The organism is Lysobacter sp. OAE881, assembly GCF_040546665.1.
Lineage (GTDB): Bacteria > Pseudomonadota > Gammaproteobacteria > Xanthomonadales > Xanthomonadaceae > Lysobacter_J > Lysobacter_J soli.
Window position 1 is genome coordinate 1233136 of record NZ_JBEPOG010000001.1, and the last position, 12022, is coordinate 1245157.

The following is a 12022-nucleotide window of genomic DNA, read 5'->3' on the forward strand; positions in this document are numbered from 1 at the left end:
TGACTTCACGATGGACGGTTTGCGCCTCATCGTCGGCCTGGGAAATCCCGGTGCCGAACATCTCCGGACCCGGCACAACGCCGGGTTCTGGTTTGTGGACGCCCTCGCGCTGCGCCAGGGTGTCCGCTTCGGGCTCGAATCCAAACTGTTCGGCGAGACGGCGAAGATCGACGTCGCCGGTCGCCCGGTCTGGCTGCTGAAGCCGGCCACCTTCATGAACCTTTCCGGCAAGTCGGTCACGGCCGCGCTGCGGTACTGGAAGATCGAGCCGGAGCAGATGCTGGTCGTCCACGACGAACTGGACCTCGCGCCCGGTACCGCGCGCCTGAAGTTCGACGGCGGCCACGGCGGCCAGAACGGCCTGCGCGACATCACCAAGCTGCTCGGACACGGCAAGTACCACCGCCTGCGCATCGGCATTGGTCATCCGGGCCACAAGGACCGCGTGACGTCGTGGGTGCTGGGCAAGCCGGGCGCTGACGACGAGGCATCGATCCTGCGCGCCATCAGCGACGCCGACGACGTGCTTCCGCTCGCCGTTTCCGGCGACTTCAACGAAGCGATGAAGCGGCTGCACACCAGCCGATGATCCGCGATTGGTGATTGTCGATTCGCAGCCGGCCGCGAGTCGCCAATCACGAATCCCGAATCACGGAATACCGCCATGGGCATCAAATGCGGCATCGTCGGCCTGCCGAACGTCGGCAAGTCGACCCTCTTCAACGCCCTGACCAAGGCCGGCATCGCCGCGGCCAACTTCCCGTTCTGCACGATCGAGCCGAACGTCGGCGTCGTGCCGGTGCCGGATCCGCGCCTCAATGCGCTGTCGGAGATCGTCAAGCCGCAGAAGGTCATTCCGACCGCGGTGGAGTTCGTCGACATCGCCGGCCTCGTTGCCGGTGCCGCGAGCGGCGAAGGCCTGGGCAACAAGTTCCTCGCGCACATCCGCGAAGTCGATGCGATCACGCATGTCGTGCGCTGCTTCGAGAACGACGACGTCATCCACGTCAGCAACCGTATCGATCCGATTTCCGACATCGACACGATCGACACCGAGCTTGCGCTCGCCGACCTGGAGTCGGTGGAGAAGGCGCTGCAGCGCGCCGAGCGTTCGGCCAAGACCGGCGACAAGGACGCGAAGCTCCGCGTGGAAGTGCTTGGCCGCGTCCGCGCTGGCCTCGACGACGGCAGGCCCGCGCGCGCGCTGGGCCTCTCGGACGACGACAAGCTCGTCCTGCGCGATCTTTTCCTGCTCACTCTGAAGCCGGTGATGTACGTCGCCAACGTGCTCGAGGACGGCTTCGAGAACAACCCGCATCTGGACGCCGTGCGCGCCCGCGCGGTGACCGAGGGCGCCGAAGTCGTGCCGGTGTGCGCGGCGATCGAGGAAGAACTGAGCCAGCTCGACGACGCCGACCGCGATGCGTTCCTGACCGACCTCGGCCTGGACGAGCCGGGACTGAACCGGGTGATCCGCGCCGCCTACAAGCTGCTGGGCCTGCAGACGTACTTCACCGCCGGTGTGAAGGAAGTCCGCGCCTGGACCGTGAAGGCCGGTTCGACCGCGCCGCAGGCCGCTGCGGTGATCCATACCGATTTCGAGAAGGGCTTCATCCGCGCCGAAACCATCGCCTACGACGATTTCATCAAGTACAAGGGCGAATCCGGCGCGCGCGATGCTGGCCGCCTGCGCCTGGAAGGCAAGGAATACCGCGTCCAGGAAGGCGACGTGCTGCATTTCCGCTTCAACGTGTAAGCCGCCTGTCCGCCTTCCATCGGCGGGCGAGGGCGGTGTGGGAAACGGCGCAGGACGCCCCGCGTGAAAATTGATGTGTGAAACGCGTTGACAACCTCGCCGGCCAGTCCCAAAATTGCGGGCTCTTTGGAGGGATACCCAAGCGGCCAACGGGGGCAGACTGTAAATCTGCTGGCTTACGCCTTCGGTGGTTCGAATCCACCTCCCTCCACCAGTTCCAACCCGGTCGCAAGGTCTGGTGGATGCAATACCCGGTGACTTACCACCACCGGCGCAGTACCCAAGCAGGTTTGTCCGGCGCGGGAGTAGTTCAATGGTAGAACCTCAGCCTTCCAAGCTGATGGTGCGGGTTCGATTCCCGTCTCCCGCTCCATTGATGCCGCGACAGACAGACTGCTGGAACAACTTGCTCACGTAGCTCAGTCGGTAGAGCACCTCCTTGGTAAGGAGGAGGTCGAAGGTTCGATTCCTTTCGTGAGCACCATCTTTTCCGTACCACCCGTATACCGTCCTAAAGCGAGAGTCGACTGTCATGGCCAAGGGTAAGTTTGAGCGCACCAAGCCGCACGTGAACGTGGGCACGATCGGTCACGTCGACCACGGCAAGACCACGCTGACGGCGGCACTGACGAAGGTGGGTGCGGAGCGTTTCGGCGGCGAGTTCAAGGCGTACGACGCGATCGACGCGGCGCCGGAAGAGAAGGCGCGCGGCATCACGATCTCGACGGCGCACGTCGAGTACGAAAGCCCGACGCGCCACTACGCGCACGTGGACTGCCCGGGCCACGCCGACTACGTGAAGAACATGATCACGGGTGCGGCGCAGATGGACGGCGCGATCCTGGTGTGCTCGGCCGCTGACGGCCCGATGCCGCAGACGCGCGAGCACATCCTGCTGTCGCGCCAGGTCGGCGTGCCGTACATCGTCGTGTTCCTGAACAAGGCCGACATGGTGGACGACGCCGAGCTGCTGGAGCTCGTCGAGATGGAAGTGCGCGAGCTGCTGAGCAAGTACGAGTTCCCGGGCGACGATACCCCGATCATCCACGGTTCGGCCCGTCTGGCGCTGGAAGGCGACCAGTCGGAGATCGGCGTGCCGGCGATCCTGAAGCTGGTGGAAGCGCTGGACACGTTCATCCCGGAACCGCAGCGTGACGTCGACAAGCCGTTCCTGATGCCGGTGGAAGACGTGTTCTCGATCTCGGGCCGCGGCACCGTGGTGACCGGCCGTATCGAGCGCGGCATCATCAAGGTCGGCGACGAAATCGAAATCGTCGGCATCCGCCCGACGCAGAAGACCACGGTCACCGGCGTCGAGATGTTCCGCAAGCTGCTCGACCAGGGCCAGGCGGGCGACAACGCCGGTCTGCTGCTGCGCGGCACCAAGCGTGACGACGTCGAGCGCGGCCAGGTGCTGGCCAAGCCGGGTTCGATCACGCCGCACACCACGTTCGAAGCCGAGGTGTACGTGCTGTCGAAGGACGAAGGCGGCCGTCACACGCCGTTCTTCAAGGGCTACCGCCCGCAGTTCTACTTCCGCACCACCGACATCACCGGTGCGGTCGAACTGCCGGAAGGCGTCGAGATGGTCATGCCGGGCGACAACATCAAGATGGTTGTCACGCTGATCAACCCGGTCGCGATGGACGAAGGCCTGCGCTTCGCGATCCGCGAAGGTGGCCGCACCGTCGGCGCCGGCGTCGTGGCGAAGATCCTGAAGTAATGAAACCGGCCCCGTGCGCCTCAGGCGCGCGGGGCACTCCCGCTTCAGCGGGATCCGACGACCCGGACGCGCCCTGCGGCCGGGCGACGCCGGAAAGGCAGCAGGGCGGACTTCGGTCCGCCTTTGCCGTCTGAGAAAGCCCTACACTAGTTCCATACGCCAGTAGCTCAATTGGCAGAGCAGCGGTCTCCAAAACCGCAGGTTGGGGGTTCGAGTCCCTCCTGGCGTGCCACCCATGCGGGTCCTCCGCAGAAGTCCGGTCAGACGTGGTCGGTCTTTACCCACAATAGACGCGGCCTGGCTGCCGCGCGATGGATCGGATGAACAGCAAGGTCGAACAACCCGGATCCGCCTCCGCCGGCGATATCGTCAAGTACGCACTCGCCGTGCTGCTCGTCGCCGCTGGCGTTGCCGCGTACATCTATTTCGACCAGTGGGCGGGCCCGCTCCGCGCGCTGGCCGTTGCTGCCGGCCTGGTCCTCGCCGCCGTCGTGTTCCTGACCAGCGGCAAGGGTCTGCAGACCCGCGAGTTCCTCTCCGAGTCGCGCTTCGAGCTGCGTAAGGTGGTCTGGCCGACGCGCCAGGAAGCCATGCGCACGACGTGGGTGGTGATCATTGCCGTGGCAGTGCTCAGCCTGATCCTCGCCGCCATGGACCTGTTCATCCAGTTCCTGGTCAAGTTGATTCTGGGGCAGTAAACAAATGACCGAAGTGCACAAGCGCTGGTACGTGGTCCACGCCTATTCGGGCTTCGAGAAGTCCGTGGCCCAGACGCTGCGCGACCGCATCGTCCGCGACGGCATGCAGGACAAGTTCGGCGAAGTGCTCGTCCCGACCGAGGAAGTGGTCGAGATGCGCTCCGGCCAGAAGCGCCGCTCCGAGCGCAAGTTCTTCCCGGGCTACGTCCTGGTCCAGATCGCTACCCATGACGAAGCGGGTATCCCGCGCATGGACAACGAGAGCTGGCACCTGGTCAAGGAAACCCCGAAGGTGATGGGCTTCATCGGCGGCACCGCCGATCGCCCGCTCCCGATCGCCGACCGTGAGGCCGACGCCATCCTGCAGCGTGTTCAGGAAGGCGTGGAGAAGCCGAAGCCGAAGGTCCTGTTCGAGCCGGGCGAGATGGTCCGCGTTATCGACGGCCCGTTCAACGATTTCAACGGCGTCGTCGAGGAAATCAATTACGAGAAGAGCCGCCTGCGCGTCGCAGTGCTGATCTTCGGCCGCTCGACGCCGGTCGAGCTGGAATTCGGTCAGGTCGAAAAGGCCTAAAACCCTGCTATACTTGCCGGCTCGCTGCCTTGGGCGCGGGCCGGAACGCCGGCCGCCTTGAGGCGGCCGTTGCCGTGTCAGCGGCATATCCAGATCGAACGTGATGTCGGGACACGTGATTTTCCCGGCGCGATGGGGAGCCTGACGTCCAGGCGCTTGCACCCGGAGAGAGAGCAATGGCTAAGAAAGTAGTTGGTTACATCAAGCTGCAGGTGAAGGCCGGTCAGGCCAACCCCTCGCCGCCGGTCGGCCCGGCCCTGGGCCAGCGCGGCCTGAACATCATGGAGTTCTGCAAGGCCTTCAACGCCGCGACCTCCAAGCTTGAGCCGGGTCTTCCGACCCCGGTCATCATTACCGCGTACTCCGACCGTACGTTCACCTTCGTCACCAAGTCGACCCCGGCTTCGGTGCTGCTGAAGAAGGCCGTGGGCATCACCTCCGGCTCCAAGCGCCCGAACACCGAGAAGGTGGGCAAGGTCACCCGCGCCCAGCTGGAAGCCATCGCCAAGCAGAAGGAAGCCGACCTGACGGCGGCCGACCTGGATGCAGCGGTGAAGACGATTGCGGGTTCGGCCCGCAGCATGGGCCTGGTGGTGGAGGGTTAAGACATGGCAATGACCAAGCGCGAAAAGGCCATCAAGGCCGCCGTCGTTCCGGGCAAGGCGTACGCCTTCGACGAAGCGATCAAGATCATCAAGTCCGCCACCAAGGCCAAGTTCGTCGAGTCCGTCGACGTTGCCGTGCGCCTGGGCGTGGACGCGAAGAAGTCCGACCAGCAGGTCCGCGGTTCGACCGTGCTGCCGGCCGGTACCGGCAAGTCGGTGCGCGTGGCGGTGTTCGCCCCGGCCGGTGCGAAGGCTGACGAAGCCCTGGCCGCTGGTGCCGAAGCCGTCGGTATGGACGACCTGGCCGAGAAGATGATGGCCGGCGACCTGAACTACGACGTCGTCATCGCCACGCCGGACGCCATGCGCGTCGTCGGCAAGCTGGGCCAGGTGCTCGGCCCGCGCGGCCTGATGCCGAACCCGAAGGTCGGTACCGTCTCGCCGAACCCGGCCGAAGCGGTCAAGAACGCCAAGGGCGGCCAGGTGCGTTACCGCACCGACAAGGCCGGCATCATCCACTGCACCATCGGTAAGGCCTCGTTCGAAGACGCCTCGCTGAAGGACAACCTGCACGCCCTGCTGCTCGACCTGATCAAGGCCAAGCCGGCGACCGCGAAGGGTCAGTACCTGCAGAAGATCTCGATCAGCTCGACCATGGGCCCCGGCGTGACCGTGGACCAGGCTTCGCTGACGCTGAAGTGATGTAGCGACGTCCTCGCGTCTCGCGCGAGGGCGTCCAATGAATCAAACGTCCCGATCCGCGCGTCGGATCGACGGACGAAACTTTTGAGGGCGTCGCAAGGACTCCGGTCCGCGCGGCAGCCGTCAAAGACCGCAGGTGCGGTCAGCGCCTACCGGCGACGGGCACGGATGCTCGACATGGCAGGGAATCGCCGTCGGTGGAAGCGGGGCTGCTTAATCCGGACCTTTCCGGGTCGGCCTGCGTAGATGGTGCCTTCTGGAAATCTTTCTGGATTGGCCACCACCGGGATGCTTCGACATCCCCGGCGCCAAGGATCCGGTGCCGCCCAGGACCGCAAGCGGCTGGAGCCGTGAGCGGAGTTCATTTGGAGGAGTGCAATGGCTCTCAATCTGTCCCAGAAGCAAGAAGTAGTCGCCGAACTGGCGGAAGTCGCTTCGAAGGCGCACTCCTTGGTCGCTGCCGAGTACGCAGGCACCACGGTCAGCCAGATGACCGCGATGCGCAAGAAGGCTCGCGAAACTGGTGTGTTCTTGAAGGTTGCTAAGAACACGCTGGCCGCGCGCGCCGTCGAAGGTACCGACTTCGAGTGCACGAAGGATGCACTGGTCGGTCCGCTGCTGTATGCGTTCTCGTCGGAAGACCCCGGTGCTGCCGGGCGTCTGATCAAGGAATTCGCCAAGACCAACGACAAGCTGCAGGCGAAGGTCGTTTCCATCGACGGCAAGCTCTTTCCGGGCGAGCACGTCGAGTTCCTCGCTGCCCTGCCGACCCGCGAACAGGCCCTGGCCATGCTGGCCCGCGTCCTGGCCGAGCCGGTCACCATGTTTGGCCGTGCCGTCAAGGCCGTGGCCGACAAGCAGGGTGGTGGCGAAGAAGCAACTGCCGAGGCCGCAGCCGAGCCGGCATAAGCCGCTCGTCGATGCGACTGAACCGATTCGTACGTTCAAATATTTCCAGAGGTTAACAACATGTCCCTTACCAACGAACAGATCGTCGACGCCGTTGCCGGCATGACCATCAGCCAGGTCATGGACCTGGTCAAGGCGATCGAAGACAAGTTCGGCGTCTCCGCCGCTGCCCCGGTCATGATGGCCGCTGGCCCGGCCGCTGCCGGCCCGGCCGTCGAAGAGCAGACCGAGTTCAACGTCATCCTGAAGGATGCCGGTGCGAAGAAGGTCGACGTCATCAAGGCCGTCCGCGCCATCACGGGCCTGGGCCTGAAGGAAGCGAAGGACCTGACCGAAGCCGGCGGCGTCGTGAAGGAAGGCGCTTCGAAGGAAGAAGCCGACAAGTTCAAGAAGGAACTCGAGGCCGCTGGCGCGACCGTCGAGCTGAAGTAAGCAGTACCCGCGTCGCCAGCTCTTGACCGAGAGCGCAGTACCGGCGACCACCTGAAGGCTGGGGACGAAAGTCCCCGGCCTTTGGCCGTTCCAGAGGGAATGCGGAATTTCGCGCTCCCCGCAACAAAGAAAAACCCAACCGAGTTGGTAGTTGGAAGCAGCACTAGAGGGCGTGCGGGTGCCGGCAATACCCGCGGCTTCCAACTGACAGTTCATTCCCCTGAGGGGTCGAGTTTCGAGCCAAACGGAAACGCCGCAAGCGCAGCACGTCAGTCCGACCGGAATGACATCGCCCGCAAGCCCCGCGAATCCGCCCTCGATCCGATTCTTCGATCCAGAGAAAACCGAGGCGGCAGCTCATCATGACCACGGCTTCCACGACGAATTATTCGTTCACCGAAAAGAAGCGCATCCGCAAGGACTTCGGCAAGCGCAAGTCGATCCTTGAAGTGCCCTTCCTGCTGGCCATCCAGGTCGATTCCTACCGCGAGTTCCTGCAGGAACACACCGATCCGGCCAAGCGTGCCGATCGCGGCCTCCATGCCGCGCTGAAGTCGGTGTTCCCGATCGTCAGCTACAGCGGCAACGCTGCGCTGGAATATGTCGGCTACAAGCTCGGCGAACCCCCGTTCGACGAGCGCGAGTGCCGCAACCGCGGCCTCTCCTACGGCGCGCCGCTGCGCGTGACCGTGCGCCTGGTGATCTACGACCGCGAGTCGTCGACCAAGGCCATCAAGTACGTGAAGGAGCAGGAGGTCTACATGGGCGAGATCCCGCTCATGACCGAGAACGGCACCTTCATCGTCAACGGCACCGAGCGCGTCATCGTCTCGCAGCTGCACCGCTCGCCGGGCGTGTTCTTCGACCACGACCGTGGCAAGACGCACAGCTCGGGCAAGCTGCTGTACAGCGCCCGCATCATCCCCTACCGCGGTTCGTGGCTGGACTTCGAGTTCGACCCGAAGGACGCGCTGTTCACCCGTATCGACCGTCGCCGCAAGTTGCCGGTGACCGTGCTGCTGCGTGCGCTCGGTTACAACAACGAGGAAATGCTGCGCGAGTTCTTCGAGGTCAACACGTTCCACATCGATCCGAACGAAGGCGTGCAGCTGGAGCTCGTGCCGGAGCGCCTGCGTGGCGAAACGCTGAACTTCGACCTCGCCGACGGCGAGAAGGTCATCGTCGAAGCCGGCCGCCGCATCACCGCGCGCCACGTCAAGCAGCTTGAGCAGGCCGGCGTGGCCGCGCTCGCCGTGCCCGACGAATACCTGGTCGGCCGCATCCTGTCGCATGACGTCGTCGACACGAAGTCCGGCGAACTGCTGGCCACGGCCAACGACGAGATCACCGAAGACCATCTGGTCGCCTTCCGCAAGGCGGGCATCGAAACCGTCGGCACGTTGTGGGTGAACGACCTCGATCGCGGTGCGTACCTCTCGCACACCCTGCGCATCGACGCGACCAAGACGCAGCTGGAAGCGCTGGTCGAGATCTACCGCATGATGCGTCCGGGCGAGCCGCCGACCAAGGACGCCGCTCAGAACCTGTTCCACAACCTGTTCTTCACCTTCGAGCGCTACGACCTGTCGGCCGTGGGCCGCATGAAGTTCAACCGTCGCCTCGGCCGCAAGGAAACCGAGGGCGCGTCGGTGCTGTACGACGCCAAGTACTTCGCCGAGCGCAAGGATGAAGAGTCCGTGCGCCTGCGTGGCGAGTGCGGCAACACGTCGGACATCCTCGACGTCATCCGCGTGCTGACCGAGATCCGCAACGGTCGCGGCACCGTCGACGACATCGACCACCTGGGCAACCGTCGCGTGCGTTCGGTTGGCGAAATGGCCGAGAACGTGTTCCGCGTCGGCCTGGTCCGCGTCGAGCGCGCCGTGAAGGAGCGCCTGTCGATGGCCGAGTCCGAAGGCCTGACGCCGCAGGAACTCATCAACGCCAAGCCGGTGGCCGCCGCGATCAAGGAGTTCTTCGGCTCCTCGCAGCTGTCGCAGTTCATGGACCAGAACAACCCGCTGTCGGAAGTCACGCACAAGCGTCGCGTGTCGGCCCTCGGCCCGGGCGGCCTGACCCGCGAGCGCGCCGGCTTCGAGGTGCGCGACGTGCACCCGACCCATTACGGCCGCGTCTGCACCATCGAGACGCCGGAAGGCCCGAACATCGGCCTGATCAACTCGCTGGCCGTGTTCGCACGCACCAACAAGTACGGCTTCCTCGAAACGCCGTACCGCAAGGTCGTGGACGGTCGCGTGACCGACGACGTCGAGTACCTGTCGGCGATCGAAGAGAACGAGTACGTCATCGCACAGGCCAACGCGCCGCAGGACGAGAAGGGCACGATCACCGCCCAGTTCGTCGCGTGCCGTTACCAGGGCGAGTCGATGCTGCGTCCGCCGAACGAGATCCACTTCATGGACGTCTCGCCGATGCAGACCGTGTCGGTCGCGGCGGCGCTGGTTCCGTTCCTCGAGCACGACGACGCCAACCGCGCATTGATGGGCGCGAACATGCAGCGCCAGGCCGTGCCGACGCTGCGTGCGCAGAAGCCGCTGGTCGGCACCGGCATCGAGCGCGCCGTGGCGCGCGACTCGGGCGTGACGGTGAACGCGCGTCGCGGTGGCGTGATCGAGCAGATCGACGCGGGCCGCATCGTGGTTAAGGTGAACGAGTCGGAGATCGTCGGTGAGACCGACGCCGGCGTCGACATCTACACGCTGATCAAGTACACGCGTTCGAACCAGAACACCTGCATCAACCAGCGTCCGCTGGTGAACGTGGGCGACGTGGTCGCGCGCGGCGACGTGCTGGCCGACGGTCCGTCGACGGACATCGGCGAACTCGCGCTGGGCCAGAACATGCTGGTCGCGTTCATGCCGTGGAACGGCTACAACTTCGAAGACTCGATCCTGCTCTCCGAGCGCGTGGTCGAGCAGGATCGTTACACCACGATCCACATCGAAGAGCTGACCTGCGTCGCGCGCGACACCAAGCTGGGTCCGGAGGAAATCTCCGCTGACATCCCGAACGTCTCCGAGCAGGCGCTGAACCGCCTCGACGAGTCGGGCGTGGTGTACATCGGCGCCGAAGTGCGCGCGGGCGACATCCTCGTCGGCAAGGTCACGCCGAAGGGCGAGAGCCAGCTGACGCCGGAAGAGAAGCTGCTGCGTGCGATCTTCGGCGAGAAGGCGTCCGACGTTAAGGACAGCTCGCTGCGCGTGCCGCCGGGCATGGACGGCACCGTCATCGACGTGCAGGTCTTCACCCGCGATGGCATCGAGAAGGACAAGCGCGCCCGCCAGATCGAGGAATCGGAAATCCGTCGCGTCAAGAAGGACTTCGACGACCAGTTCCGCATCCTCGAAGCGGCGATCTACGACCGCCTGAAGTCGCAGCTCGTGGGCCGCATCGCCAACGGCGGCGGTGGCCTGAAGAAGGGCGACACCGTCACCTCGCTGGTGCTCGATGGCCTGTCGCGCAAGGACTGGTTCACGCTGCGCATGAAGGACGACGAAGCCGTCGAGGCGATCGAGCGCGCGCAGAAGCAGATCGAAGTGCACAAGGCGGAGTTCGAGAAGCGCTTCGCCGACAAGCGCGGCAAGATCACCCAGGGCGACGACCTCGCTCCGGGCGTGCTGAAGATGGTGAAGGTGTTCCTCGCGGTGAAGCGCCGCATCCAGCCGGGCGACAAGATGGCCGGCCGTCACGGCAACAAGGGTGTCGTGTCGACCATCGTGCCGGTGCAGGACATGCCGTACGCGGCCGATGGCCAGACCGTCGACATCGTCCTGAACCCGCTGGGCGTGCCGTCGCGTATGAACATCGGCCAGATCCTCGAAGTGCATCTGGGCTGGGCCGCCAAGGGCCTGGGCCAGAAGATCCAGCGCATGCTGGAAGCACAGCAGGCGATCGGCGAGCTGCGCAAGTTCCTCAACGACATCTACAACCACGACAACTCGGTGGTGGGTGAGCGCGTCGACCTGACGCAGTTCACCGACGAGGAACTGCTGCGTCTGGCGAAGAACCTCACCGATGGCGTGCCGATGGCGACGCCGGTGTTCGACGGTGCGGCCGAGTCGGAGATCAAGCGCATGCTGGAACTGGCGGATCTTCCGTCCAGCGGCCAGACCGAACTGTTCGACGGTCGCACCGGCGAAGCGTTCGAGCGCAAGGTCACCGTCGGCTACATGCACATGCTGAAGCTGAACCACCTGGTCGACGACAAGATGCACGCGCGTTCGACCGGTCCGTACTCGCTCGTCACCCAGCAGCCGCTGGGCGGCAAGGCGCAGTTCGGCGGCCAGCGTTTCGGCGAAATGGAAGTCTGGGCGCTGGAAGCCTACGGCGCGGCCTACACCCTGCAGGAAATGCTGACGGTGAAGTCCGACGACGTGCAGGGCCGCAACCAGATGTACAAGAACATCGTCGACGGCGAGTACGAGATGGTGGCCGGCATGCCGGAGTCCTTCAACGTCCTGGTGAAGGAAATCCGCTCGCTCGCGATCAACATGGAGCTGGAAGAAAACTGATCGGCTGGCGGGAAGCGCCGCGGAACGCGCGCTTCCCGCTGCATTGATCCAGCGATCTACAGCCCATCGACGAATTCCTCCGATTGGAGAA

General features: G+C 64.7%; 10 protein-coding genes and 4 tRNA genes. All 14 read left to right on the top strand.

Going from position 1 to position 12022, the window contains the following annotated elements; genetic code table 11:
- Positions 1-10 precede the first annotated feature (10 nt).
- The 14 genes from pth to rpoB all read left to right on the top strand — a co-directional run bounded on the left by pth (position 11) and on the right by rpoB (position 11931).
- A complete protein-coding gene (pth, locus tag ABIE51_RS05740) occupies positions 11-589 on the top strand; it encodes an aminoacyl-tRNA hydrolase (RefSeq protein WP_192632544.1) in 579 nt (192 codons plus the stop codon).
- 75 nt (positions 590-664) lie between these two features.
- Positions 665-1756, top strand: a complete 1092-nt coding sequence (ychF, locus tag ABIE51_RS05745) for a redox-regulated ATPase YchF (RefSeq protein ID WP_192632545.1) — start codon at positions 665-667, stop codon at positions 1754-1756.
- A 128-nt stretch (positions 1757-1884) separates the two neighbouring features.
- Positions 1885-1970, top strand: a tRNA-Tyr gene (locus ABIE51_RS05750).
- An 85-nt stretch (positions 1971-2055) separates the two neighbouring features.
- Positions 2056-2129 (top strand) — tRNA-Gly (locus tag ABIE51_RS05755).
- A gap of 35 nt (positions 2130-2164) precedes the next feature.
- Positions 2165-2240: transfer RNA gene (locus ABIE51_RS05760), tRNA-Thr, on the top strand.
- Between the two features lie 48 nt (positions 2241-2288).
- Positions 2289-3479: an elongation factor Tu gene (gene tuf, locus ABIE51_RS05765; RefSeq protein WP_115843879.1), complete on the top strand. Its 1191-nt coding sequence runs from the start codon at positions 2289-2291 to the stop codon at positions 3477-3479.
- Between the two features lie 156 nt (positions 3480-3635).
- Positions 3636-3711: transfer RNA gene (locus ABIE51_RS05770), tRNA-Trp, on the top strand.
- Between the two features lie 88 nt (positions 3712-3799).
- The gene (gene secE, locus ABIE51_RS05775) at positions 3800-4177 is read left to right on the top strand and encodes a preprotein translocase subunit SecE (protein ID WP_115843981.1); all 378 of its coding nucleotides are present in this window, start codon (positions 3800-3802) and stop codon (positions 4175-4177) included.
- Positions 4178-4181: 4 nt separating this feature from the next.
- The gene (gene nusG / locus ABIE51_RS05780) at positions 4182-4751 is read left to right on the top strand and encodes a transcription termination/antitermination protein NusG (protein ID WP_115843897.1); all 570 of its coding nucleotides are present in this window, start codon (positions 4182-4184) and stop codon (positions 4749-4751) included.
- Between the two features lie 176 nt (positions 4752-4927).
- Entirely contained in the window at positions 4928-5356 is a 429-nt protein-coding gene (gene rplK, locus ABIE51_RS05785; protein WP_115843895.1) for a 50S ribosomal protein L11, read from the top strand.
- A 3-nt stretch (positions 5357-5359) separates the two neighbouring features.
- Entirely contained in the window at positions 5360-6058 is a 699-nt protein-coding gene (gene rplA / locus ABIE51_RS05790; RefSeq protein ID WP_115843893.1) for a 50S ribosomal protein L1, read from the top strand.
- 378 nt (positions 6059-6436) lie between these two features.
- The gene (gene rplJ, locus ABIE51_RS05795; protein ID WP_115843891.1) at positions 6437-6967 is read left to right on the top strand and encodes a 50S ribosomal protein L10; all 531 of its coding nucleotides are present in this window, start codon (positions 6437-6439) and stop codon (positions 6965-6967) included.
- 60 nt (positions 6968-7027) lie between these two features.
- A complete protein-coding gene (rplL, locus tag ABIE51_RS05800; protein WP_115843889.1) occupies positions 7028-7399 on the top strand; it encodes a 50S ribosomal protein L7/L12 in 372 nt (123 codons plus the stop codon).
- A gap of 362 nt (positions 7400-7761) precedes the next feature.
- Positions 7762-11931 (top strand): DNA-directed RNA polymerase subunit beta, encoded by a 4170-nt coding sequence (gene rpoB / locus ABIE51_RS05805; RefSeq protein ID WP_157029550.1) that lies wholly within the window; start codon positions 7762-7764, stop codon positions 11929-11931.
- The last annotated feature ends 91 nt before the right edge of the window (positions 11932-12022 follow it).